This is a genomic window from uncultured Dysosmobacter sp. (assembly GCF_947631635.1).
Lineage (GTDB): Bacteria > Bacillota > Clostridia > Oscillospirales > Oscillospiraceae > Oscillibacter.
The window spans coordinates 1-23,535 of sequence record NZ_CANRMB010000017.1 but is presented as its reverse complement, the minus strand read 5'-3'; the positions used below and the strand labels follow the sequence as shown (position 1 = coordinate 23,535).

Annotated in this window: 24 protein-coding genes; 17 read left to right on the top strand and 7 right to left on the bottom strand. The window is 57.5% G+C overall.

All coding sequences use genetic code 11. The features are described 5' to 3' along the window. Positions 1-153 precede the first annotated feature (153 nt). The 3 genes from arcC to Q0Z71_RS09855 all read right to left on the bottom strand — a co-directional run bounded on the left by arcC (position 154) and on the right by Q0Z71_RS09855 (position 4,152). A complete protein-coding gene (gene arcC, locus Q0Z71_RS09865; RefSeq protein ID WP_298021693.1) occupies positions 154-1,086 on the bottom strand; it encodes a carbamate kinase in 933 nt (310 codons plus the stop codon). 107 nt (positions 1,087-1,193) lie between these two features. Continuing rightward, the gene (ygeW, locus tag Q0Z71_RS09860) at positions 1,194-2,384 is read right to left on the bottom strand and encodes a knotted carbamoyltransferase YgeW (protein WP_298021690.1); all 1,191 of its coding nucleotides are present in this window, start codon (positions 2,382-2,384) and stop codon (positions 1,194-1,196) included. Between the two features lie 355 nt (positions 2,385-2,739). After that, a complete protein-coding gene (locus tag Q0Z71_RS09855; protein WP_298021687.1) occupies positions 2,740-4,152 on the bottom strand; it encodes a YgeY family selenium metabolism-linked hydrolase in 1,413 nt (470 codons plus the stop codon). Positions 4,153-4,396: 244 nt separating this feature from the next. Between Q0Z71_RS09855 and Q0Z71_RS09850 the strand changes: the two genes are divergently transcribed. Further along, positions 4,397-5,008 (top strand): helix-turn-helix transcriptional regulator, encoded by a 612-nt coding sequence (locus Q0Z71_RS09850; RefSeq protein ID WP_363316702.1) that lies wholly within the window; start codon positions 4,397-4,399, stop codon positions 5,006-5,008. Between the two features lie 79 nt (positions 5,009-5,087). Here the strand turns inward: Q0Z71_RS09850 and Q0Z71_RS09845 are convergent, their stop codons facing one another. Then, on the bottom strand, positions 5,088-5,537 hold the full coding sequence (locus Q0Z71_RS09845) for a CBS domain-containing protein (protein ID WP_298021684.1): 450 nt from the start codon (positions 5,535-5,537) through the stop codon (positions 5,088-5,090). A gap of 191 nt (positions 5,538-5,728) precedes the next feature. Between Q0Z71_RS09845 and Q0Z71_RS09840 the strand changes: the two genes are divergently transcribed. The 10 genes from Q0Z71_RS09840 to Q0Z71_RS09795 all read left to right on the top strand — a co-directional run bounded on the left by Q0Z71_RS09840 (position 5,729) and on the right by Q0Z71_RS09795 (position 13,468). Next, positions 5,729-6,388, top strand: a complete 660-nt coding sequence (locus Q0Z71_RS09840) for a Crp/Fnr family transcriptional regulator (RefSeq protein ID WP_298021680.1) — start codon at positions 5,729-5,731, stop codon at positions 6,386-6,388. Positions 6,389-6,542: 154 nt separating this feature from the next. Beyond that, positions 6,543-7,385, top strand: coding sequence for a sulfide/dihydroorotate dehydrogenase-like FAD/NAD-binding protein (locus tag Q0Z71_RS09835; protein WP_298021676.1), 843 nt, complete (start codon positions 6,543-6,545; stop codon positions 7,383-7,385). 2 nt (positions 7,386-7,387) lie between these two features. Then, positions 7,388-8,770, top strand: coding sequence for an NADPH-dependent glutamate synthase (gene gltA / locus Q0Z71_RS09830; RefSeq protein ID WP_298021674.1), 1,383 nt, complete (start codon positions 7,388-7,390; stop codon positions 8,768-8,770). 488 nt (positions 8,771-9,258) lie between these two features. Further along, on the top strand, positions 9,259-9,708 hold the full coding sequence (locus tag Q0Z71_RS09825; RefSeq protein WP_298021671.1) for a helix-turn-helix transcriptional regulator: 450 nt from the start codon (positions 9,259-9,261) through the stop codon (positions 9,706-9,708). A gap of 21 nt (positions 9,709-9,729) precedes the next feature. Next, entirely contained in the window at positions 9,730-10,137 is a 408-nt protein-coding gene (locus tag Q0Z71_RS09820; RefSeq protein WP_298021668.1) for a hypothetical protein, read from the top strand. A 15-nt stretch (positions 10,138-10,152) separates the two neighbouring features. Then, positions 10,153-10,545, top strand: coding sequence for a hypothetical protein (locus Q0Z71_RS09815; protein ID WP_298021665.1), 393 nt, complete (start codon positions 10,153-10,155; stop codon positions 10,543-10,545). A 16-nt stretch (positions 10,546-10,561) separates the two neighbouring features. After that, complete coding sequence (locus Q0Z71_RS09810) at positions 10,562-10,960, top strand: hypothetical protein (protein WP_298021662.1); 399 nt, start codon at positions 10,562-10,564, stop codon at positions 10,958-10,960. Next, positions 10,957-11,325 (top strand): hypothetical protein, encoded by a 369-nt coding sequence (locus Q0Z71_RS09805; protein ID WP_298021659.1) that lies wholly within the window; start codon positions 10,957-10,959, stop codon positions 11,323-11,325. Before Q0Z71_RS09810 ends, Q0Z71_RS09805 begins: the two co-directional genes overlap by 4 nt. A gap of 37 nt (positions 11,326-11,362) precedes the next feature. Next, positions 11,363-12,622, top strand: coding sequence for an amidase domain-containing protein (locus Q0Z71_RS09800; protein ID WP_298021655.1), 1,260 nt, complete (start codon positions 11,363-11,365; stop codon positions 12,620-12,622). Between the two features lie 30 nt (positions 12,623-12,652). Next, a complete protein-coding gene (locus Q0Z71_RS09795; RefSeq protein ID WP_298021652.1) occupies positions 12,653-13,468 on the top strand; it encodes a hypothetical protein in 816 nt (271 codons plus the stop codon). Between the two features lie 486 nt (positions 13,469-13,954). Here Q0Z71_RS09795 and Q0Z71_RS09790 read toward each other — a convergent pair whose 3' ends face one another. Together Q0Z71_RS09790 and murC are read right to left on the bottom strand one after the other, a co-directional pair. Next, positions 13,955-14,494 carry a prolyl-tRNA synthetase associated domain-containing protein gene (locus Q0Z71_RS09790; protein ID WP_298021648.1) on the bottom strand — a complete coding sequence of 180 codons (540 nt, stop codon included), beginning with the start codon at positions 14,492-14,494 and terminating at the stop codon, positions 13,955-13,957. A 6-nt stretch (positions 14,495-14,500) separates the two neighbouring features. Next, the gene (murC, locus tag Q0Z71_RS09785) at positions 14,501-15,886 is read right to left on the bottom strand and encodes a UDP-N-acetylmuramate--L-alanine ligase (RefSeq protein WP_298021645.1); all 1,386 of its coding nucleotides are present in this window, start codon (positions 15,884-15,886) and stop codon (positions 14,501-14,503) included. Positions 15,887-16,071: 185 nt separating this feature from the next. Here murC and Q0Z71_RS09780 point away from each other — a divergent pair, with 185 nt between their 5' ends. The 3 genes from Q0Z71_RS09780 (at position 16,072) to Q0Z71_RS09770 (ending at position 20,183) form a co-directional block, all read left to right on the top strand. After that, a complete protein-coding gene (locus Q0Z71_RS09780) occupies positions 16,072-17,385 on the top strand; it encodes a CCA tRNA nucleotidyltransferase (RefSeq protein ID WP_298021642.1) in 1,314 nt (437 codons plus the stop codon). Positions 17,386-17,475: 90 nt separating this feature from the next. Further along, positions 17,476-19,197, top strand: a complete 1,722-nt coding sequence (locus Q0Z71_RS09775; protein ID WP_298021638.1) for a hypothetical protein — start codon at positions 17,476-17,478, stop codon at positions 19,195-19,197. Next, entirely contained in the window at positions 19,194-20,183 is a 990-nt protein-coding gene (locus Q0Z71_RS09770; protein ID WP_298021635.1) for an HD domain-containing protein, read from the top strand. Before Q0Z71_RS09775 ends, Q0Z71_RS09770 begins: the two co-directional genes overlap by 4 nt. A 148-nt stretch (positions 20,184-20,331) precedes the next feature. On the opposite strand, the gene Q0Z71_RS09765 is transcribed toward Q0Z71_RS09770, so the two are convergent. Next, on the bottom strand, positions 20,332-21,015 hold the full coding sequence (locus tag Q0Z71_RS09765; protein ID WP_298021632.1) for a YjjG family noncanonical pyrimidine nucleotidase: 684 nt from the start codon (positions 21,013-21,015) through the stop codon (positions 20,332-20,334). A gap of 108 nt (positions 21,016-21,123) precedes the next feature. Here Q0Z71_RS09765 and Q0Z71_RS09760 point away from each other — a divergent pair, with 108 nt between their 5' ends. The 3 genes from Q0Z71_RS09760 (at position 21,124) to Q0Z71_RS09750 (ending at position 23,231) form a co-directional block, all read left to right on the top strand. Continuing rightward, on the top strand, positions 21,124-21,975 hold the full coding sequence (locus Q0Z71_RS09760; protein WP_298021629.1) for a dipicolinate synthase subunit DpsA: 852 nt from the start codon (positions 21,124-21,126) through the stop codon (positions 21,973-21,975). Further along, positions 21,972-22,550, top strand: a complete 579-nt coding sequence (locus Q0Z71_RS09755; RefSeq protein WP_298021626.1) for a dipicolinate synthase subunit B — start codon at positions 21,972-21,974, stop codon at positions 22,548-22,550. Before Q0Z71_RS09760 ends, Q0Z71_RS09755 begins: the two co-directional genes overlap by 4 nt. A 120-nt stretch (positions 22,551-22,670) precedes the next feature. After that, positions 22,671-23,231, top strand: a complete 561-nt coding sequence (locus tag Q0Z71_RS09750; RefSeq protein ID WP_298021623.1) for a TetR/AcrR family transcriptional regulator C-terminal domain-containing protein — start codon at positions 22,671-22,673, stop codon at positions 23,229-23,231. Positions 23,232-23,535: the final 304 nt, after the last annotated feature.

Below are 23,535 nucleotides of genomic sequence, written 5' to 3'. Positions count from 1 at the left end.
AAAAGAGGGAAAAAAGAAGAGAAAAAATTTACTATGATCTGGAAATGCCCTGATTAAAAGCAGCGGACCGCACAAAAACGACAAACAGGAGAGCGTTTTCGCTCTCCTGTTTGAAAGATCTGTGCATGGCGCGAAAGTCCGGATATGGAGCGCTCACAGGGAGACGGACGTGCCGGTCCTGCCGGCGATGCCGTCCTTGGCCTTTTCCAGCAGGGTGATGAGAGCGGTGCGGCCGGGCTTGGACTCAGCGAACTTCACCGCCGCCTGGACCTTGGGCAGCATGGAGCCGGGGGCGAATTGCCCCTCTGTGGCATATTGCCGGGCCTCCGCGGGGGTGAGATGGTCCAGCCACTGCTGATCGGGCTTGCCGAAGTTGACGGCCACCTTCTCCACAGCGGTGAGGATGACCAGGGAGTCGGCGTTCAGCTCCTCCGCCAAAAGCTCGGCGGCAAAATCCTTGTCGATAACGGCAACCGCGCCCCGGAGGTGGTGGCCCTCCTGGATGACGGGGATGCCGCCTCCGCCGCAGGCCACCACGATCTGTCCGGCGGCCAGCAGCGCCCGGATGGTCTCGATCTCCACGATGGACTTGGGCAGCGGGGAGGCCACACAGCGGCGCCAGCCCCGGCCCGCGTCCTCCATGACGGCATTTCCCCGGCGGCGCAATTCCTCTGCCTCCGCCTCGGTCATGAAGGTGCCGATGGGCTTGGAGGGGCTCTGGAAAGCCGGGTCCCTGGGGTCTACCTCCACTTGGGTCAGGATGGTGGAGACGGGCTTATCGACCTTGCGGTCCAGCAGCTCCTCCCGGATGGAGTTTTGCAGGTCATAGCCGATATAGCCCTCGCTCATGGCGGTGCAGACAGACATGGGGGCCATGGGGAGGGAGGGGTCCTCCCGGGAGAGAGTGGTCATGGCGCTGTTGATCATGCCCACCTGGGGGCCGTTGCCGTGGACGATCACGACCTCATGGCCCTCCTGAATGAGATCCACGATGGCCTTCGCCGTGTGCTTCACGGCGGCCATCTGTTCCGGCAGGTTTTTGCCTAAGGCATTGCCGCCCAAGGCGATGACGATACGTTTACCCATGATGGTGACACCTCGTTGTTGGTCAGAATTGGGAGAGGAAAGGATTCCCCGCCGGCTCTCCCACGGGGCGGGAAGCCGGCGGTCCATGGCCCAGTCAGGGGGCTTTTTTAAAAGCGCTTCCGCTTATCGGCAGCGTCCATGGCCATCAGGGCGGACACGGGGTCCTTGACCTTGCTCATCATGATCATGGCGGCGATGATATAGGGCTTGTAGCTGGCCTCCTTGTACAGGGGCACCAGATAGCGGTCAAACACAGAGTTGTCCACCTCGCCCTGGGGGCAGCTGAGGCCGGTGATGTCGGCGGGCAGGCAGTGCAGATACAGGGCCTTGCCGTCCTTGGTGCGCTTCATCATCTCCTCGGAGCAGGTCCAGTCCTTGTGCTGGGCGTTCTGGGCCAGGAGCTGCTTTTCCAGGGCGTCGATGCCGGTCTGGTCGCCCGCCTGGTACAGCTTGGTGCGCTGCTCCATGGCGGCGAAGGGCGCCCAGCTCTTGGGATACACGATGTCGGCGTCCTGGAAGGCCTCCTCCATGGTGGCGACCTTCTTGTAGCTGCCGCCGGTGGCCGCGGCGTTCTTGCGGGCGATCTCCTCCACCTCGGGCATCACGTCATAGCCCTCGGGATGGGCCAGGACCACATCCATGCCGAAGCGGGTCATCAAACCGATGACGCCCTGGGGCACGGACAGGGGCTTGCCGTAGCTGGGGGAGTAGGCCCAGGTCATGGCGATCTTCTTGCCCTTCAGGTTCTCCACGCCGCCGAACTCATGGATGATATGCAGCATGTCGGCCATGCACTGGGTGGGGTGGTCCACGTCGCACTGGAGGTTGACCAGGGTGGGCTGCTGCTCCAGGATGCCGTCCCGGTAGCCCTCCTTCACAGCGTCCATGAAGGTCTTTTGATATTTGTGGCCCTCGCCGATGAACATGTCGTCCCGGATGCCGATGACGTCGGCCATGAAGGAGACCATGTTGGCGGTCTCCCGGACGGTCTCGCCGTGGGCGATCTGGCTCTTCTTCTCGTCCAGGTCCTGGACGGTCAGGCCCAGCAGGTTGCAGGCGGAGGCGAAGGAGAACCGGGTCCGGGTGGAGTTGTCCCGGAAGATGGAGATGCCGAGGCCCGAATCGAAGATCCGGGTGGACTTGTTCCGCTCCCGCAGGTCCCGCAGGGCGTCGGCCACGGTGAAGATGGCGTCCAGCTCCTCGTCGGTCTTGTCCCAGGTCCAGTAGAAGTCGGACTTGTACATATGATTGATGTGCAGCTTTTCCAGGTGCTGCGCCAGTTCAATGGTCTTAGACATATCGATATGCTCCTTTGATATTTAATATTTGCGGTGTAGGGGCCGCCGTCTCCGGCGGCCCGTTTTCCCGGGAGGTTATGCCTCCCCGGAGAAGGAGACGGCCCGTTTTCCGGGAGACCGTACCTCCCGCGAAAGAGAGGACGGCCCGTTTTACAAGAGATTATGCTTCCCCCGGAGAAAGAGGCGGCCGGTTTCACGAGAGACCGTACCTCCCGCGGAGGCGGGGGCGGCCCGTTTCACAAGAGATTATGCTTCCCCCGGAGAAAGAAATGGCGGTTTCACGAGAGACCGTGCCTCCCGCGGGACGGGACGGCACAGAGGCCGTCCCCTACAGGGAGGTGTTTGGCCGGGAATTTTATTGGATGTCGTTGTCCGTCAGGCTCTGACGGAATTCGGTCACATCGCCGGTCTTGTTCTCGGGCTTATACAGGCCGGGAACGGCGGCGTACAGGGCGGCGCAGGTCACCAGGTCCTGCTTCCAGGTGATCTCGTTGGGGGCGTGGGCCTGGGACTCGGCGCCGGGGCCGAAGCCCACGCAGGGGATGCCGTACCGGCCCTGAATAGACACGCAGTTGGTGGAGAAGGTCCACTTGTCGGTCAGAGGGCGGCCGTCCCGCAGGTGCATGGCGTCGAACTGGGGGTTCACGTCGGCGTGGCCGATGCGCTTGTCGCCCCACAGGGCGTGGTGGGCGTCCACCAGGGCCTGGACATGGGCGGCGCTCTCCTTGTTGATCCAGGTGGGGAAGAAGCACTCGGTCTCATAGACCTCGCCGGTCCAGGAGGGACGGTCATACATGTACATGGAGACCTTCACGTCGTCGCCGTACTTCTTGACGCTGGGCAGCTGGCGGATCTCCTCCAGGCAGGAGTCCCAGGTCTCACCGGCGGTCATGCGGCGGTCGATGGAGATGGAGCAGCTGTCCGCCACGGCGCAGCGGCTGGGAGAGGTATAGAAGATCTGGGAGGTGGTGCAGGTGCCCCGGCCCAGGAACTGGGCGTCCTCGTAATGCTGGGGGTTGAATGCGGGGTTCAGCATCTTCACCAGGCCGCGGACTTTGTTGGAGGGGCCGTCGCCGTTTTCGTTCAGGGCGCGGACGTCCTGGAGGATGTCGGCCATCTTGTAAATGGCATTGTCACCGCGCTGGGGGGCGGAGCCGTGGCAGGAGATGCCCTTCACGTCCACCCGGATCTCCATGCGGCCCCGGTGGCCGCGGTAGATGCCGCCGTCGGTGGGTTCGGTGGAGATGACGAATTCGATCTTGCTGCGGGCGTCCTCAGGACCGTTGAAGTACTTGTTGACGATGTACTGCCAGCACATGCCGTCGCAGTCCTCCTCCTGAACGGAGCCCACCACCATGATCTTGTAGCCGGCGGGGATCAGACCCAGGTCCTTCATGATCCTGGCGCCGTACACGGCGGAGGCCATGCCGCCCTCCTGGTCGGAGCCGCCCCGGCCGAAGATGACGTCCTCGGTCTCATAGCCCTGGTAGGGGTCGGCCTCCCAGTTGCTGCTGTTGCCGACGCCGACAGTGTCGATGTGGGAGTCGATGGCGATGATCTTCTCGCCCTCGCCCATCCAGCCGATGACGTTGCCCAGACCGTCGATCTCCACCTTGTCAAAGCCCAGCTTTTCCATCTCGGCCTTGATGCACATGACGACGTTCTTTTCCTCGCAGCTCTCACTGGGGTGGGAGATCATATCCCGCAGGAACCGGGACATGTCGGCCTGATAGCCCTTCGCGGCCGCTTTGATCGCTTCAAAATCCATATCGATACCCTCCGTTTAAATGTTGTGAGCAGTTCCTTTGCCTGATGGCGTTTCTTGGTTCTATCCCTATCATAGCATAAGAAATCCACTTGTCAAACAAAATTTTTGAAAACCAAACAAATTTTGAGAAAAGGGATTGCTTTTTAGGAAATTTATGATATGATAGTCATGGTAAAATGGATGAAATAATTAAAAATAGGGGGGAAAAGCCATAGAAAACGGAAAACTGGAACTGCTGAAACAGGTGGCGGCGGGGATCGCCGCGCAGTTCGGCAGCGACTGCGAAGTGGTGGTGCATGACTTGAGCCGCCATCCCGACCACACGATCGCGGCGATCGAGAACGGCCATGTCTCCGGGCGGAAGGTGGGGGACGGCGCGTCCCATGTGGTCATCGAGCAGATGCAGACCAACGATCCGGAACCCAAGGACCATCTCTGCTACCTGACAAAGACGCCGGGCGGCAAGATCCTGAAATCCTCCACCGTCTATATCCGCAACAGCAAGGGCAAGGTGTCGGGGATCCTGTCCATCAACTACGACATCTCCAAGCTGCTGATGGTGGAGGGCGCGGTCCGGGAGCTGGTCTCCACCCCGGATCCCCAGCAGGCGGAGCCGGAGCGGATCGTGAATATCAATGATATGCTGGAGGATCTGATCCAGCAGTCGGTGGCGCTGGTGGGCAAGCCGGTGGCGCTGATGAACAAGGAGGACAAGGTGAAGGCCATTCAGTTCCTGAACCAGAACGGCGCCTTTTTGGTCACAAAATCCGGAGACAAGATCGCAAAATATTTCGGCATATCCAAATATACTTTATATTCCTATATTGATGCCAAGCAGGAGGAAAAAACGACTTGACTGGTTTCCTCGAAGAGCAGGCCGCAGGCAAAAAAGGATCCCGGCAGGACCGCCCTGCCGGGATCTGTGTTATACAGTGTTATACGATCTTGCGGAGAAGCGAAGGCTCTGCGGCGGCCTTTTGTTCAGCGAAATAGCGGATGATGTCCTTGCGGGTGACGATGCCGATAAAGCTGCCGATATCATCCACCACGGGGATAAAATTCTGGTTCATGGCGCTGTTGAGCAGCTCCTCCATACTGACAGTGATGCGGACGGAGGGGTAGTTGTTGCCGCGAAGGATGTCCCGGATACGCAGCTGTTCCAAGTCCTTCATGGAGCGGGAGAACAGTGCTGACGGTTCGTCGGCCAGGAGGCGCCAGAGGAAATCGCCCTCGCTGACCGTTCCCACGTATTGCCCGTTCCGTGTGATGACGGGAATGGCCGTGTAGCCATGGTGCCGCATTTTTTCCAGCCCTTGGCGGAACGTACAGTCATCGTACAGATAAGCAACACGGTTCTTCGGGAGCAGAAAATAAGCAATGTTCACGTTTCAGCCTCTTTTCTGTGAGGCGGGGACCCGCCTGTATTTGCCCATCTGGCTTCTATCAATAATATACAGGATGGGCGCGGCGATTTGGTGAACAATTTATGAAATCTGCCTGGAAATGGGCTTTACATTTCCGGAGAAAGCTGGTATGCTAGACTTGTGATATATGCAACAGGAAAGGAGCGGATACCATGCTGACACAGCAGGAGCTGGAAAAAAGCCCGTTGTTTCAGGATATTGCCTATGAAGAATACCGCGGGATGCTGGACTGTTTTCAGGCGGTCCAGCGGTCGTTCAAAACAGATGACCTGATCTATGACTTTGCCTCCCGGGGAAGGGACGCCGTGGGGATCATAGAGCGGGGGACAGCCTCCATCATCCGGATCGACGAGGAGGGTGTGTCTACGGTGCTGGAGGACCTGAGCACCGGCGGGGTGTTTGGCCGGACGCTGGCGTATGCCGGATCGGAGCGGGACAGCCTGGAGGTGGTGTGCCGGACGCCCTGCGACGTGCTGTTCATCGACTATGCCCATATTTTAAAGCGGTGCGAACGGGCGTGCAGGCACCACAGCCTGCTGGTGCAGAACATGCTCCGCCTGATGGCGGACAAGGCCCAGGCCCTCAGCCAGCGGGTCGACGTGCTGTCCCGGCGATCCATCCGGGAAAAACTGCTGTGCTATTTTCACCAGCTTTCAGAAAAGGAGCACAGCAGCACCTTTACCCTCCCATTTTCCCTCAGCACGCTGGCGGATTACATCGCCACGGACCGCAGCGCCATGATGCGGGAGCTGAAACGGCTGCGGGAGGAAGGCGTTCTTCACTCGGAGGGACGGAAGTTTACCCTGAATTAACGGAAATACCAAATAATTGGTAAAAATTTTGGGAGAAACGTGACGAAAAGAGATTGACGAGCTTAAAGAAGATATATTAAAATATATTTTAATGTGTCAATGTCAGGATGCAGGTCCGCATGAAAATTCAAACATTCGGGAAGGAAGGAAGAGTATGTATCGTATCGTGAGAAAAGAGGCTCTGCGCCCCACCGTTACGCTGTACGAGATCGAGGCGCCTCTGGTCGCCAAGAAGGCACAGCCGGGCCAGTTCATCATCCTCCGCGTGGATGAGAACGGCGAGCGCATCCCCATCACCATTAACAGCTACGACCCTGAAAAGGGCACCGTCACTATCATTGTTCAGACCGTGGGCGCCACCACGGAGAAGCTGTCCCACCTGAACGAGGGCGACTGCCTGCACGACTTTGTGGGCCCCCTGGGCAAGGCCACCGAGACCGAGGGCAAGAAGAAGGTCTGCGTGGTCGGCGGCGGCGTGGGCTGCGCCATTGCCTATCCCGTGCTGAAGAAGTTCCACGACTGCGGCGCGGAGGTCCATGCCATTGTTGGCTTCCGCACGGAGGACCTGGTCATCCTGGAGGAGGACTTCAAGAAGTCCTCTGACAAGCTGATCGTCTGCACCGACGACGGCTCCTATGGCCGCAAGGGCCTGGTCACCGACGCCCTGAAGGAACTGATCGAGGCCGGTAACCAGTATGACGAGGTGTTCGCCATCGGCCCCATGGTCATGATGAAATTCGTCTCCAAGACCACCGAACCCTACGGCATCCCCACCACCGTCTCCATGAGCCCCATCATGATCGACGGCACCGGCATGTGCGGCGGCTGCCGCCTCAGCGTTGGCGGTGAGATGAAGTTCGCCTGTGTGGACGGCCCCGACTTTGACGGCCACAAAGTGGACTGGGATCTGGCGGTCAAGCGCAACCAGATGTACCGGGACTTCGAGATGCACAAGCACGAGGAGACCTGCAATCTGTTCAAGAAGGAGGCTGAATGATCATGGCGAATATGTCTTTGACAAAGAACCCCATGCCCTCTCAGGACCCCAACGTCCGGAATAAGAACTTTGAGGAAGTGGCACTGGGTTATACCGAGGAACAGGCTCTGGACGAGGCCCAGCGCTGCCTGAACTGCAAGAACAAGCCCTGCATGACCGGCTGCCCCGTCATGGTACATATTCCTGAGTTCATTCAGGAAGTCGCCAAGGGCGATTTTGAGGCCGCCTATCAGATCATCTCCAACACCAGCGCCCTGCCCGCCGTGTGCGGCCGTGTCTGCCCCCAGGAGAGCCAGTGCGAGAAGTACTGCGTCCGGGGCAAGAAGGGCGACCCCGTGGGTATCGGCCGTCTGGAGCGGTTCGTGGCCGACTGGCACAACGCCCACTGCACCACCGCGCCTGAAAAGCCCGCCTCCAACGGCCACCGTGTGGCGGTGGTGGGTTCCGGCCCTGCCGGTCTGACCTGTGCCGGCGACCTGGCCCGGAAGGGATATGAAGTCACCGTGTTCGAGGCGCTCCATTTGGCCGGCGGCGTGCTGGTTTACGGCATCCCCGAGTTCCGTCTGCCCAAGTCCATCGTTCAGAAGGAAGTGGATGGCCTGAAGGCCCTGGGCGTCACCATCGCCACCAACACCGTGGTGGGCCGCACCATCTCCATCGACGAGCTGATGGAGGAGCAGGGCTTCGAGGCCGTGTTTATCGGCTCCGGCGCGGGCCTGCCCATGTTCATGGACATCCCCGGCGTCAACTACCGCGGCGTGTATTCCGCCAACGAGTTCCTGACCCGCATCAACCTAATGAAGGCCTACCGTGAGGGCTCCGACACCCCCATCCAGCACCCCAAGAAGGTGGCTGTGGTGGGCGGCGGCAACGTGGCCATGGACGCCGCCCGCTGCGCCAAGCGCCTGGGCGCCGAGGTGTACATCGTGTACCGCCGCGGCATGGAGGAGCTGCCCGCCCGTAAGGAAGAAGTGGAGCACGCCGAGGAGGAGGGCATCATCTTCAAGACCCTCTGCAACCCTGTGGAGATCTTCGCCGACGGGAACGACGACGTGAACAGGATCCGCTGCATCAAGATGGAGCTGGGCGAGCCGGACGCCTCCGGCCGCCGCCGTCCCATCGAGGTCCCCAACAGTGAATTTGACCTGGATGTGGACTGCGTCATCATGTCCCTGGGCACCAGCCCCAACCCGCTGATCAAGTCCACCACCAAGGGCCTGGAGATCAACCGCAAGGGCGGCATCGTGGTCAATGAGGACGGCCTGACCTCCCGCGAGAAGGTTTACGCCGGCGGCGACGCCGTTACCGGCGCGGCCACCGTCATCCTGGCCATGGGCGCGGGCAAGACCGCGGCCAACGCCATTGACGAGGCCCTGAGCAAGTAAGCACGAAAACCGCCGCCATGACACATGGCGGCGGTTTTTTTTGTATAAATGAAAACCACGGGCTATGCCCGTGGTTCTAAAAAGGCTAAGCCTATGCGGAGAAAAATGAGAAGAAAAGAGACCAAAGAAAGCAACCAGGTTGAGTACAAGCACGAATATAGACATTGGAACTAAATGAAAAGAACCCAAGCAAGAAAAAGTCTCGGAGAGACGAAAAAGACTGCACCCCACCGCCGATAAAAATCGGCAGCAGGGCACAGATGCAGTAGAAATAAAATTCGAAAGCCTTTAGGCTTTGCCAGTAAAAGCCCCTTATAGGGGCGAGTGCAGGCCACCCGTTATACGGGTGGTCCTGACTAAAAGGGACACGGAGTGCGGCCCCGGTTGGCAAACGGCCCAAAAAACGGCCGACGCAACCCATAGTTGCTCTCGTGTAAATCAAAAGTGGCTTGCTTTTGATAAAAAACACGGTACAGTCGGAGGTGAAGATGACGGATTTAGGAAACGAGCTGGCCCGGCTGCGGAGAGAAAAAGACCTGTCTCAGCAGGAACTGGCGGATATACTGAGAGTGTCCCGGCAGGCGGTGTCCCGGTGGGAGAACGGTACCGCCATCCCCACCATGGAGAACATGATCTTTTTGGCCCGGCTGCATGATGTGCAGCTGGATGAGCTGGTGGACGGCAGGAAAGAGGGGAGCGGCGGAGAATGGCGCACTGCGGAGGGTAAAGCGGCGGCCGCGCCGGAGGAGCCGCGGCGGGGCACTTGGAAAGATAAAGCGCGATGGGCGCTGCTTCTCCTGTGCGCGTTTGCGCTGGGGGCGATGATCTGCCTGGCAGTGGTGAGAGAGCGTGCAAAAGAAGGACCGTTAGACCTGATGAAAGATACAGTAAAGGAGGTGAATCCTGTCTCAGAGGGAGAATTTTCCATCCAATGGTGATGTCGGAAAGGAGGTTGACGTGTGAGACTAAGAAAAATTTTGTGTATGCTGATGGCCTGCGCAACCGTGACGATTTGCGTAAGCGTCAGCGCCGGAGCAGCGGAGGCGGAGAGTGCTGAAACTGCGGTTATCGCAGTACGGGCTTCCGGATCTTTCAACATGGACATCCCCGCAGAGACGCTTGTAAGCGCGAACAGCACTTTTCCACTGGAAGCAGGAGAGACCGTCACGATCAACGCTGTTTATTCTCCCGCATCTGCAAAAGTGGACTTTGGGCTGATTGGTCCCGATGGAGCATTTTATTATGTAACAGCCTTTGACGGCAATGCAAAAGAATCGTTTCGGGTAGATGAACGGGGGAATTATAAGCTGGCATTCAGAAACAATTCCTCGCGCACGGTTTCGGTATCCGGGTATGTGAACTATTGAGAAAGGGGCGCTGTTTTGAAAATGGGTCATTGTAAATTTGGCATGCCCGCAGCAATGCTCCTGCTCATTGTGGTTTATGAAATACTAGTCCTGCCCCCGCTGTATGGCCGGATGGCTGCGTTTGCCGCGGCAATGCTGTTTCCAGTATCTGTTATTTTGGCGTGGGCAGCGCCTGCCGTTTCTGGAAAAACGGCCTTGCTGGCTGGCTCTGGGGTGCTGGCGGCAGCTGCGCTTATCGTTTTGCTGATTTATGGAATTTTCCCGCGGGCGGGTACGGTATCCCTGGGAACTGTTACTGTGGAAAGCTCTCACGCACCGCGGATCCGTCTGGCGGCCGGTGCCTGCTATGTTGCCGCCGTGATGACTTGGCTGCTGCTGAGAATAGGACGAAAACGAAAAAATAGATAAGAAAGGAAATGGCCTCATGAAAAGTTTGAAGAGACTGTCTGCAATCCTTTTGACTTTTGCAATGACTGTTGGAATGCTTTCTGGGGCAGCTTTTGCACGGGAACCCCAGGAGACGCCGGACTTCAAGGATGGAGGCTATGTTCTTTTGGCAAAAAGGACTATTCCGCTTCAGCGGGCAATAATTGCCGTAGACAGCGGAATTGCTCCTATGGCGGAACTTGTTGAGGAAGAGATTGTTGCTGATATTGAAATTTATCAAAAGATTGGAACTACCAAAATTTATACACAAGTAACGGTCAGAACTGCCAGTTGGGCATCTTCTGCGCAAATTTTAAGTTTTGACGTGGATGTTACCTATGTGAATTTTACTGAATTTAGTATCCCTACTACATATGCATGGTGTTTAGCTGTGTGATTGCAGTTAGCTGTTTTGGATTTAGTACAAAGGCGGCTGGTGTAGAAGTGTGTGAAGTGCATTCCGATGTGGAACGTGCTTCGGGACGATTTAGCATTGATATACCAGGAAACACACTTGCAGTTACAAGTTCCTATTTTCCATTAGAAGCTGGGGAAACTGTAACAATTAGCGCCGTTTACTCCCCACGATCTGCTAGTGTAGATTTTGGCTTAATTGCACCAGATAGTCTGTTTTATCCTTTTAGAGCGGAAAATGGTAGTTTTGATAAGACCATAGAGGTTAACCAGCGAGGCTATTATACGCTAGCTGTTAGGAACAATTCCAGTTTTGATATATCTGTATCAGGATTTGTAACCTATTGAATTTATTGAATTTACGATTTGTGAAAGGAGGACCACTATGAAAAGAAAAACAAAGAGCATGGGCGCTTTGGTACTGGTTCTATTTATGCTGGTCTCAGTTATTGGCGGGACAGGCTTTGCATTGGACGCCACTCAAGATGCCGGATTCGAGACAGCAGAGGCTGCAGCAGTAAGGGCACTGACGGAAGACTTTTTTGAAAAGAAACAGCAGAACTTTGTATCAGAAAAAGAGATTAGCCTTGCCGAGTTTTATGCGCCAGCGGTGAGAAACACGCTTGCTGAGAAAACGAGTAGTAAGCTTTTTCAGTTTGAAAAAATTGTAAGGCAGAGTATTGACGCGGATGTGTCGAGAGAGAACTTCGAGGTAACAATTAATAAGGTGAAAGTAGACGGAAACACCGCAGCTGTTACTGCTTATGAAAATTATACATATATCTTGGATTCAGCAGAAGATGGAATTGTAAGTTCGCGAGGAATTACTTATAATATTTCACTTTCTAAACATGAAAACGAATGGAAAATCGACAGAATTAAGACAAATAACGAACTGGAAGGATTAGTTGAGGGTGTTGCTGATGTTACAACATTATTTGTGGCGGATAGTGCGGTGACGCCAGTTGCGGATCCGACCATCGAGGCGGAACACATTCGTGCAGAAGAACAGAAGAGGCAGAACGAAAGCCAAAGCGCACGGGGTGTGATTAGCAGAACATTCCATTGGTATAGTGGGGTACAGGCATTGACTTACGCTTTAGAGTATTCTAACAGTTCTCACAGTAATTATGATACAGAACCGTACAATGATTTGTTTGATCAGCACAACCCAAAAGATTGCCAAAATTTTGTCTCGCAATGTGTTTGGGCAGGACTTTATGGAACGAATACTGCTGCAGCAATCGAAGCAAAGTCCCTACCCATGATTAAGACAGCGGGAAGAGAATGGTGGTCAACGAGTTCTGAAGCATGCTCTAATGGTACGTGGACAAGTATCGGGAGTTTTAAGTCATACATTGAGGACGGAGGAGCAGACAAGGATGGGTTGGTAGGTGCAACAGGAAAAGCGGGGAGCATGGCGAATGGCTGCGCTGGAGATATGGTTCATATTAGAGATAGCGATGGCGTATGGTATCATACATATATCATTGTTCAGGCAACGGGAACTTCTGGATCACGCACAAATGCAAATTATTATGTTTGCGCCCATTCTGCAAATCGGCGAAATGAAACCCTTCAGAGCATCTTGGGGGCCGGGCAGAGCAATTTGAGACTACTTACCATCTCGGGGAGCTATTATTAAAGGCATTGCAGCGAGAGGACGTGACGAATAATGAGGAAAGGGCAAATGGCTCTCTGCTGCCTTGTAGTGATTTTGTTTCTCGTGTCTTGCGCGCCAGAACCGATAAATGAACAAGGGACAGAAAAAGAAAACAATCCTAAGCCAATTGAACTTCCAACAGAAAACATTCGTGGAAAGTATGAAATTAACGATAGGTTTGTTTTGGTTGAAACCCAGATAAAAGGAAACGCACCACAATTTGATTTATATGATTTAGAAGAAGGGGCAGTGTATAATCTTCCGACAATGCCGGAACATGTTGTTCTTGAAGAAATTATAAATGAAAACTATTATATTTTTCGTACTACGGGAATGAACAGCGAGTCTGTTGACAGAACTGCACCTGAAACAATAAAGTGTTTCCGAGTTTATGATAGCGATTCAGCTTTTGAGAGTGTAAGAGAACCGGTGCAGTTTAATTTAACAGAAAGCGTAATCGTTGGAACAGAACATAAAGCGAACGCCGAACACGCAGATTTGGAATTTGGAATTAGAGATATATGCATAGGATTTTCTTCAAAGGAAGACTCCGAAAAATCAGTGGATGGATTTCCGTTGCTTCCCTACATAGAAATAGGAGGAAGTGGCGAAGAAAGAGTGTTGTTTGTGAACATAGAAAGAAAGGGTATAACAACTGAGGTTTTTGGAGAGGAAACATTATCTCTTAATCCATATGTAAAAGATTATACACTTGAAGAAACAGAAAATGGGATAAAAATTGTAGTATTTCTTGAAGACAATGTAGAAGGGTATTTCGTTGACGATAATCAGTGGGAAAACCCGAGTATTAAACTGATGTTTGAATAGCACAAAGGGAGAAGACGAGAGAAGACGATACAGGTTTGTATCGCCCTCTCCCTTTGTATAATGGTTTACCCGTTTGCGCTATGTGTAAAAGGGTAAACCGTTATATGGATAATTTTTTAATATACTAAGGAAGGAATGACTATTTTGGCTGCAAGTCACAGTATGACAGTTTTACTGCAAAAGCCTCTACACCGAGAAACAGCTTGTCTGGTTCTGTTACTAGTACGAGCTTTATTTCGGGGCATACGATCGCGGTTTCTGTTAGTATCTCCAATGTGAAAGTCGGAAATGTCCTTACTTGGGACGGACATCCGGTAGCGTATTCTGAGAAGATCACAATCCGCTGACAAGACTTTGTGATCTGCGGGGAGACAAATAGAAAATCAGTGTTGGGTTCAATTTCGGCAATTGTATTGTATAATATAGATGAGGATTTAGTAAAACACCCCTGCCCGCATAATGCGGGCAGGGGTGTTTTGTGCGATTTTACAGCTCCACCACCGTGACCTCATGGCCGGTGTGAGGCAGGAATTTGTGAAGGATGTCGGCGGTTTTCAGCTTTAAACTGCTGGTGCAGATGCAGGGGTGGCAGGATAAGTACTCCGCCTCGTAGACCTCCCGCTCCATCAGCAGGCGGACGCGGTGCTCCGTGTCGTTCATCAGCCCCAGAAGGGTAGCGGAGCCGGGGGTGCAATGGAGCAGCTCCCAGAGGCTCTCCTCCGGCGCGAAGGAGAGGCGGGAGCAGCCGATCTGATGGCTCAGGTCCTTGGTGTGAAAGGGCTTATCCGGTCCCATGCACAGCAGGTAGAATTGGGTTTTCTGCCGGTTGCAGAGAAAGAGATTCTTGCAGATGGGCACGCCCAGGACCTCACTGACGGCGGCGCACTTCTCCATATTGTCGGCGGGGTCGCTGGACACCCGGTCATAGTCGATACCCAGTTCCTCCAAAAGGCCGAAGGCGGCATCCTCCTGGGGGAGAAGTTCTCCCGCGGGGCGGGTATTGTGGTACAGCGGGGAAATTTCCATGGCTCCTTATGCTTCCTTTGCCAAAAGTTTCTCGCCCGCGCGGTAAATATCCCCCGCGCCCACGGTCAAAATGAGGTCGCCGGGCCGGGCCAGCTGACGCAGCTGGTCCGTCACCTTATCCAGCGTGGAGCAGTAGACGGAACCGGGGATATTGCGGCACAGGTCGGCGGAGGAGATGCCCAGGGTATTCTGCTCCCGGGCTGCGTAGATCTCCGCCAGCACCGCCACATCCGCCAGCTTCAACTCCTCCACGAAGCGGTCGAACAGCTTGGCGGTGCGGGAGTAGGTGTGGGGCTGGAAGGCCACCACCAGGCGCTGATACCCCAGCTCCCGGGCGGTGGTCAGCAGGGCGTGGAGCTCATCCGGGTGGTGGGCATAGTCGTCGTAGACCTCGGCGCCGTTGAAAACACCCTTGCGCTCAAAGCGGCGTCCGGCGCCGGTGAAGGCGGCCAGTCCCTCCTCCACGGCGCGGCCGGGGATGCCCAGCACATAGGCGGCAGAGGCGGCGGCCAAGGCGTTTAAAATATTGTGGTGCCCATAGACGTGAAGGGTGACATGGGCGTATTTCTCGCCCTTGACCATGATGTCAAAGGAGGGCGCGCCGTCCACATCCGTGAGACCCGCGGCGGTGCAGTCGGCGGGGTGGTCCAGGCCGAAGGTAAAAATGGGGCGGTCCACACCGGCCACGGAATCCACCGCGCCCTGATTATCCACATTGACCACCACATGTCCGGCATTGGGGACCAGCTCCGCAAATCTGTGGAAGGAGTGCTCGATGTCGTTCAGGTCCTTGAAGAAGTCCAGGTGGTCGGCCTCCACGTTCAGGATCACCGCCACGGTGGGATAGAAGGACAGAAAGCTGTTGCAGTATTCGCAGGACTCCAGGATGATGGTGTCGCCGTGGCCCACCCGGTAGCCGGAGTGGAGCAGGGGCAGGGTCCCGCCGATCATGACGGTGGGGTCCGCCTGGGCGGCCATGAAGATGTGGGTGCACATGGAGGTGGTGGTGGTTTTGCCGTGGGTGCCGGAGACGCACAGGGCGTTGGGGTAGTGCTGCATGATGGCGCCCCAGGCCTGGGCGCGCTCATAGACGGGGATGCCCCGGGCCACGGCGCCGGCGATCTCCGGATTGCTGTCGTGCACGGCGGCGGTGCGGATCACGAAATCACAGTCGCCCAGGTTCTCGGCGTTGTGGCCGATGGCCACGGAGATGCCCAGGGAGCGGAGATGCTTCACCGTGTCGCTGTCCGTCATGTCGGAGCCCTGGACGGTCAGGCCCCTGCCCTTCAAGACCTCGGCCAGGGGGCACATGGACACGCCGCCGATGCCCACCAGGTGGACACGCTTGCCGGCGACCAGATAGTCGCGGATGGGAGTGGGATTATTCATCATAGGAACGGACTTCCTTTCCAAAACAGCTTTTCGCGTTGCGAAGGGGAGAAAAGCGGTATATAATCATCACAGATTTTGCAGACAGGCGGAGAGGCTTCCAGCTGGACCGGAGGCGATTCCGACAGGCCCAATTATTATAATGCAGAAATGCCGGAAATGCAACGGGAAAAGGCGGTGAAAAGACAGTGAAAATACCGGAATATGTGCAGAGGGTGCTGACGGCACTGGAGACGGCGGGCCATGAGGCCTGGTGCGTGGGCGGCTGCGTGCGGGATGTTCTGCTGGGCCGGGTCCCGGAGGACTGGGACGTGACCACCAGCGCCCTGCCGGAGGAGACCATGGCGCTGTTTGGCTCCCACGCGTTTCCCACGGGGCTGCAGCACGGCACTGTGACGGTGCGGGCGGAGCACCGGAGCGTGGAGGTCACCACCTACCGGGTGGACGGAGCCTATCACGACCACCGCAGGCCGGACACCGTGACCTTCACCCCTTCCCTGGAAGAGGACCTGCGGCGGCGGGACTTCACCGTCAACGCCATGGCCATGGACCTGCGGGGCGGCCTGCGGGACCCCTTCGGTGGACAGACCGACCTGGAAGTGGGCGTCCTGCGCTGCGTGGGAGAGCCGGACCGGCGGTTTGAGGAGGACGCCCTCCGCATCCTGCGGGGGCTGCGGTTCGCGGCGGTGCTGGGATTTGCCATCGATCCGGCCACGGCGGAGAGCATCCACAGACACCGGGAGCTGCTGGGGGATATCGCCGCCGAGCGCATCCAGGCGGAGCTGCTCAAGCTGCTGTGCGGAAAGGACGCGGCGGCGGTCCTGCGGGGATACCCGGATGTGGTGGGCGTGTTCTGGCCGGAGGTCCTGCCCATGGTGGGCTTTGACCATCGGAACCGCCACCACTGCCATGACGTGTGGGAGCACACGCTCCACGCGGTGGAGGCGGTTCCGCCGGACCCGGTCCTGCGCTGCGCCATGCTGCTCCACGACGTGGGAAAGCCCCGGTGCTTCACCGTGGACGATGATGGGAACGGCCACTTTTACGGCCACCCGGAGATCAGCCGGGAGCTGGCGGACAATATGCTCCGGCGGCTGAAATGCCCCACGGGATTTCGGGAGACCGTGGTGCGGCTGGTGGCTTGGCATGACCGGAATATCCCCCGGACGGACCGGGGGCTGCGCCGCGCCCTGCGGGCGCTGGGGGAGGAGGACCTGCGGCGGCTCATTCTCGTCAAGCGGGCGGACAACCTGGCCCAGGCGCCGGAATACCGGGGCATCCAGCGGGAGATTGACCGGGCAGAGGAAATTCTGGACAAGCTGCTGGCGGCGGACGCCTGCTTTTCCCTGAAACAGCTGGCGGTGAATGGCAGGGACCTGATAGAGCTGGGGCTTTCAGGCCCGGAGATCGGGCGGACGCTGAAGGCGCTGCTGGACAGCGTGGTGGACGGCGAGCTCCCCAATGACCGGGCCAGCCTGCTGGAAGCGGTGGGGAAATTGTAACCAAATCGAGAGATTTGTAACCAAAATGCGGTGGAGCTCCCTGGAGGACATGCCCTATACTGTTCCCAGAACAACAGGGGGTGGCATGTGATGAAAAAATCCTTGGGGTATCTGCTGGCGGCCTGTCTGGTGCTGACCGGCTGCGGAATGGAGCCGGGCACGGCACTGGCGGAAGCCGCGGAGATACCCGAGGCAATGGACTGGCGGGAGGCTTACAGGGCACAGCTGAAAATACTGTGCGACATGGATGCGGAACAGTGGGGGAAGGAGGACCGGGAACGGCCCCTCGGATGCTACTGGCTGTATGACATCGACAAGGACAGCGTGCCGGAGCTTCTGGTACAGTACGGGAGCTGCGAGGCGGACCGCCGCACCGACGTCTACGGCTGGGCGGATGGCGCTGTGAAAAAGCTGGGGGACTTTCCCAGCGGGCACAGCAGCTTGTACGCCTGGCCGGGGGAGAACGCCGTGGCCCTGCACTATGGGCAGATGATGGTGGAGCGGATCGACAAGATCAGCGTTGCAGACGGCGCCCTGCGCGTCGAGACCCTGCGGGAGGCGGGACTGGACGAGCCGCTGGAGGAATACACCGACATGGCGGCATGGCTCCCCGGCAGCGAATGTCTGGCAGACCGCTGTGCTCCGGCCGTCGCGGAGGGGGAGCTGGACGACGTCACTGGCGTCTATACCCAGACACCCAACACCGCGCTGATCGACCGCTACGGTGAGACGCGGGAACTGGACTTCACCTATGACGAGTCCAGCTGCGCGGACTGGCAGCGGGCCTACGCGGACTTCCTGCGGGAGCTGTGCAGACAGGAGGCGGCGGTGCGGAACATCGAACGGCCGGACTATGACCCCAATGCGTACGCCGCAGAGATCGGGGTGCTGAGCAGCGGCTGCTGCCTTTATGATATCAATGAGGATGGCATCCCGGAGATGTTCATCCGATATGGGGATTGTGAGGCGGCGTACCACACCTGTGTGTACGGCTGGGTGGACGGCACGGCAGTGGAATTGGGGGACTTTCCCAGCGGCCATTCCAGCCTGTACACCTGGCCGGGGGAGAACGCCGTGGCGTTCAACTGGGGCCACATGGGCGGCCACTATGTACAAAAGATCAGTCTGGCGGGCAGCACATTGACCTTTGAGGATGTCTTTTCGGAGTATGCCGTGGAGGATGAATATACCGATATAACGGATATTGTGCCCGGCAGTACAGATCTCCGGGAGACGCGGACCACCCTGGGGCTGACGTTTTTGGAGGAGGCCGGCTCCGGCGCGGATCAGCCGCTGCTCCTGCCCATCTACGACTATGGCCGGCAGCGGGAGCGGCGGGAGACCGGCCCGGACCGGGACGAGGCAGCCCGGCGGGCCATCACGGCAGTCCTGGAGGACGGCGCGGAATTTTACGGCGCTTCCGCCGACGGCTTCGGCGGGGACACCGGCTGGACGACGCTGGAACAATATCTGGCCCCCGGCGGCGTGGACCGTTTTGCGGACACACCGCAGACCGTGGAGAAGCTGGCCTGGGTGGATATGGACCAGGACGGACAGCGGGAGTGCGTCCTCCGGCTGCTGGACGGCAAAGAGGGGTGGGCGGACCAGTACATCATTTTCCATGAGCAGGATGGAACGGTGTATGCCTACTGTGTCAACTATTGCGAGGGCCATGAGATCGGGACCGACGGCGTGTTCCACGACGCGGAGTGGCAATCCACCTTCGCGGTGTCCTTTTGGAAAAACCAGTGTTATCTTTACACAGTGTCCTGCGGCGGGACGGTCCCCGCTGTGGAATGGGAGATGCTATGAACCGATTGTGGAAGCTCTATCACAGAGAGATCCCGCCCTTTCTCCAGGAGTTTTCAGCCGCGCCGCCCATGGCGCGGCTGAAGGCCGTGGGCATGAACTGCGGGTGTGAATATACCCACTTCCCCCGGTTTGCGGGCATCGGCCCCTATTCCCGCTATGACCACAGCCTGGGGGTGGCGCTGATCGTCTGGCATTTTACCGGGGACAGGAAACAGGCCCTGGCGGGACTGTTCCACGATATCGGCACGCCGGTTTTCGCCCATGTGGTGGACTTCCTCAACGGAGACCACCTGCGGCAGGAGTCCACAGAGGCAGGGACGGCGGAGCGCATCACGGACTCGCCGGAGCTCTGCGCTCTGCTGGAGCGATACGGCCTCACCGTGGAACAGACGGCGGATTATCACCAGTACCCCATTGCCGACAATCCGTCGCCCGCCCTGTCGGCGGACCGGCTGGAATACACCCTGGGGAACGCGCTGAATTACGGATTTGCCGATATGGAACAGCTCCGCGGCTTTTATGAAGACCTGACCGTGGGGGAGGACGAGGCGGGCCGTCCGGAGCTGGTGTTTTCCACGCCGGAGACCGCGGCCGCCTTTACCAGAACGGCGCTGCGGAACGCCCGCGTCTATGTGGCGGACGAGGACCGCTTTGCCATGCAGTCTCTGGCGGACCTGCTGAGGCTGGCGCTGGACCGGGGGGTTCTGCGGCGGGAGGAGCTGTGGGGCACGGAGGGGCCGGTCATCCAAAAGCTGGCGGCGGACCCGGTCTGCGGTCCGGCTTGGCGGAGGTTCTGCGGCTGGTCCCGCATTTTGCGGAGCGCGGAATGCCCGGGGGACGGCTGGCTCCAGGTGGACGCCAAAAAGCGGTGGATCGACCCGCTGGTGCGGGGAATGGGCCGTGTCTCCCAGTGGGATATGGAGGTGCGGAAACAGCTGGAATGGTTTTGGGACCTGGACTTTTCCCAATGGCTCAGCGCGGAGTGAAAAACAGGAGCGCCGGAGAAGCTTCTCCGGCGCTCTCTTTATCATCAAATAACTTGAAACGTGGTAAATCCACTTTTCAAGTCTGTCACAGCGCACATGCGCTGTGACAGGCCGCGGACCGCGGCCATGATTGGGCTTTCTGCGGCAATTATACGATATCCAACAGCTCCCGCAGGTCTGTGACCTCGTAGTCGATGCGCAGGCCCTCCTGGCGGGGCTTTCCGCCGGGATTGAACCAGCAGCAGGGAAACCCGGCGTTGTTTGCGCCCCGGATGTCGGTGGCAAGGGAGTCGCCGATGACCAGCGTGTTTTCCGACGTGATGGCGGGGACGCAGGCGCGCACATAGTCGTAATAGGCCCTGCTGGGTTTGGAGGCGCCCGCCTCCTCGGAGATAAAGGCGCCGGTGAACAGGTCTCCGAAGGCGCAGTTCCGCAGGCGGCTCCGCTGGACGGACGCCACCGCGTTGGTGACGATGTACAGCCGGTGGCCCCGCTCCGCCAGCGTGCGGCACACCGCTTCGGCGTGGGGAAGGGGATAGACCACCTGACCGAGGGCCGCCAGATAGTCCCGGTTGCACTGGGCGGGGTCCTCGTCGATGTCCAGTGCCTTGAAAAAGCGGACATAGCGCTCCAGCGTGACGAATTCCTTAGTCACCTCGCCCTGGTCAAAAGCGGCCCACAGCTCCAGATTGATCTCGTGATACAGCTGATAGATCTCCGGGGAGTTGGAGATCCCATGGGCTTCACACATGATGGAGAAGGCACGGGAGGAGGCTTTGGGGAAATCGAACAGCGTATCGTCCGCGTCAAAGAGCAGGTGTGAATACTTCATCGGCTGACTTCCTTTCAGAAACTTGTCTCCATCCTATCATGAAAGCATCAAAAAGGCAATCACCTCCGGAGGCGTCCGGCCATACCATGAAGCGAGGGGGAATGCCGGATGAACAAGGTCTTTGGCGTCATCGGAGGAGACCGGCGGCAGGCGGAACTGGCCCAGCTGCTGGCGGCGGATGGAAATACGGTCCGCACATACGGACTGGACCGCTGGAAACCGGGCGGCGAGGGCACACTGGACCGCGCGGTATCAGCGGATACGGTGATCCTGCCGCTGCCGCTGTGCAAGGGGGAGGGCGTATTGAACTGTGAGGAGGGGGCTGTGCCTACCATCGACCTGTTCCGCCGCCTGCGCCCCGGCCAGGCGATCCTGGCCGGACAGGTGAAGCCCCAGCAGCGCCAGGAGGCCGCGGCCTGCGGCCTGGCCCTGGAGGACTACTTCCTGCGGGAGGAGCTGACAGTGGCCAACGCCGCCGCCACAGCGGAGGCGGCTATCCAGGTGGCCATGGAACAGCTGGACCAAACGCTGCTGGGAATGCCCTGCCTGGTCCTGGGTTTTGGCAGGATCGGCAAGCTCTTGAGCCACCGGCTCCATGGCTTGGGCGCGCAGGTGACGGCCGCCGCCCGAAAACCGGAGGACCTGGCCTGGATCCGAGCCTTTGGCTGGCAGCCTCTGGAGACAGGCGCTCTGGATGGAAACCTGGAGCCGTTCGGCGTGGTGTTCAACACGATCCCCTCTCCGGTCCTGGATGCGCCTCTGCTGGCCCAGCTGCCAAGGGACTGCCTGTGTGTGGAGCTCGCGTCCATACCGGGGATCGATTTGGCGGAAGCGGAAAAGCTGGGCCTGCCCCATATCTGGGCAAGGTCCCTGCCGGGGCGCATAGTGCCCCGCACCGCGGCGGCGGTCATCCGGGACGCGGTCTATTACATCTTGGAAGAACGGGGTGCCCCTGTATGAGAAAAGAACGGGTCGGATTCGCCATATGCGGGTCCTTCTGCACACACGGACAGGTGCTGAAAGCACTGGAGCGGATGACGGAGCTGTACGAGACGGTGATCCCCATCGTGTCGGAGACTGCGGCCTTTACAGACACGCGCTTCGGCACGTCGGATGACCTGATGGAAAAGCTGGAGGAGCTGACGGGACATGAGGTCCTCTGCGACATTCCGTCGGTGGAGCCCATTGGCCCCAAGGGCTTGCTGGATGTGCTGGTGATCGCGCCCGCCACGGGAAACACCATTGCCAAGCTGGCGGCGGGGATCACCGATACGGCGGTCACAATGGCGGCAAAAGCTCACCTGCGGAATGGAAGACCGGTGGTCCTCGCCATGGCCAGCAATGACGGCCTTGCCGCCGGCGCGCGGAATATCGGAGAGCTGCTGGTGCGCAAGCAGTACTATTTTGTGCCCTTTGGACAGGACAACGCAGCCGCCAAGCCCTGCTCCCTGATCGCGGACTTTGAAAAGCTGCCTGAAACCGTGGATGCCGCGCTGCGGGGAGAGCAGCTTCAGCCGATCCTGCTGCGTGGGTAGACCAGGAGAAAAGACCAGGCCGTCGGCCTGGTCTTTTTAACAAAAAAATCATTTGAGAGGAAGATGAGGTGTGCTATAATTATACCATTATAAAAAAGCGAAAGAAAAGGTGGGACCATTATGCCGCTCCAAACGAAAAGGGCCATTGCGGAGTCTTTCAAAAAGCTGCTGTCCAAGCGGGAATTGAAAAAAATCACTGTGCAGGATATCGTAGATGACTGCGGCGTGAACCGGCAGACATTTTATTATCATTTTCACGATGTATATGAGTTGATGGAATGGCTTTTTCAGGATGCGGCGGATACCTTGTTGGGGGAACAGCAGGATTATAAGGACTGGAATAAAGGGGTGTATATGGTTATGAATTCCCTGTGGGAAAACCGCACCCTGGTATATAACGCCTATCATTCCCTCAGCCATAAGGCGGTGACGAACTACATGAAACGCACCCTGTGGCCCTATATGCTGCGTGTCGTGCAGGCGGAGGCGGAAGGCATGATGCCGCCGGCGGCGCCGGAGGATATTGAATTTGTTACGGAGCTTTTGACGCTTTCCGTGGTGGGTATGATCCATGAATGGATCGAAAAGGAGAAGAAAGAGATCCCGGATATTCAATTGGAAAAGCTTTTGAAAGCCGCACATGGCAGTATCCCATTTATGCTCAAGAATCTTCAGGAGTAAAAAAGACAAGGACCATTTCTTAAAAAATACGCTGAAAAAGGCAAAAACCAGCAGAAAGTAAAAATGACGAAAGAAAGGTGGAGAGAAAGATTGAATTGATAAGAGCAACTAATAGTAAATATTAATATTATTAGCTGCATACATGAATAGAAAACCAAATTTCGGAAAAAAATATTGGCGCATGGAAAAAATGAACAAATCATGAAAAAAGGGGTTGACTTTTGACGAGGGGTCTGGTATTCTAACCAAACTGTCCGGCACGAAGCTGCGGCGCGAAACACGGAAAATCAGAAGGAAAAAATCT

Bases quoted from the DNA above. Each gene is read 5' to 3' on its own strand.
- arcC (WP_298021693.1), bottom strand. From the start codon at position 1,086: ATGGGTAAACGTATCGTCATCGCCTTGGGCGGCAATGCCTTAGGCAAA.
- ygeW (WP_298021690.1), bottom strand. From the start codon at position 2,384: ATGTCTAAGACCATTGAACTGGCGCAGCACCTGGAAAAGCTGCACATC.
- Q0Z71_RS09855 (WP_298021687.1), bottom strand. From the start codon at position 4,152: ATGGATTTTGAAGCGATCAAAGCGGCCGCGAAGGGCTATCAGGCCGAC.
- Q0Z71_RS09840 (WP_298021680.1), top strand. From the start codon at position 5,729: ATGCTGACACAGCAGGAGCTGGAAAAAAGCCCGTTGTTTCAGGATATT.
- Q0Z71_RS09835 (WP_298021676.1), top strand. From the start codon at position 6,543: ATGTATCGTATCGTGAGAAAAGAGGCTCTGCGCCCCACCGTTACGCTG.
- gltA (WP_298021674.1), top strand. From the start codon at position 7,388: ATGGCGAATATGTCTTTGACAAAGAACCCCATGCCCTCTCAGGACCCC.
- Q0Z71_RS09825 (WP_298021671.1), top strand. From the start codon at position 9,259: ATGACGGATTTAGGAAACGAGCTGGCCCGGCTGCGGAGAGAAAAAGAC.
- Q0Z71_RS09810 (WP_298021662.1), top strand. From the start codon at position 10,562: ATGAAAAGTTTGAAGAGACTGTCTGCAATCCTTTTGACTTTTGCAATG.
- Q0Z71_RS09800 (WP_298021655.1), top strand. From the start codon at position 11,363: ATGAAAAGAAAAACAAAGAGCATGGGCGCTTTGGTACTGGTTCTATTT.
- Q0Z71_RS09795 (WP_298021652.1), top strand. From the start codon at position 12,653: ATGAGGAAAGGGCAAATGGCTCTCTGCTGCCTTGTAGTGATTTTGTTT.
- Q0Z71_RS09790 (WP_298021648.1), bottom strand. From the start codon at position 14,494: ATGGAAATTTCCCCGCTGTACCACAATACCCGCCCCGCGGGAGAACTT.
- murC (WP_298021645.1), bottom strand. From the start codon at position 15,886: ATGATGAATAATCCCACTCCCATCCGCGACTATCTGGTCGCCGGCAAG.
- Q0Z71_RS09775 (WP_298021638.1), top strand. From the start codon at position 17,476: ATGAAAAAATCCTTGGGGTATCTGCTGGCGGCCTGTCTGGTGCTGACC.
- Q0Z71_RS09770 (WP_298021635.1), top strand. From the start codon at position 19,194: ATGAACCGATTGTGGAAGCTCTATCACAGAGAGATCCCGCCCTTTCTC.
- Q0Z71_RS09765 (WP_298021632.1), bottom strand. From the start codon at position 21,015: ATGAAGTATTCACACCTGCTCTTTGACGCGGACGATACGCTGTTCGAT.
- Q0Z71_RS09760 (WP_298021629.1), top strand. From the start codon at position 21,124: ATGAACAAGGTCTTTGGCGTCATCGGAGGAGACCGGCGGCAGGCGGAA.
- Q0Z71_RS09755 (WP_298021626.1), top strand. From the start codon at position 21,972: ATGAGAAAAGAACGGGTCGGATTCGCCATATGCGGGTCCTTCTGCACA.
- Q0Z71_RS09750 (WP_298021623.1), top strand. From the start codon at position 22,671: ATGCCGCTCCAAACGAAAAGGGCCATTGCGGAGTCTTTCAAAAAGCTG.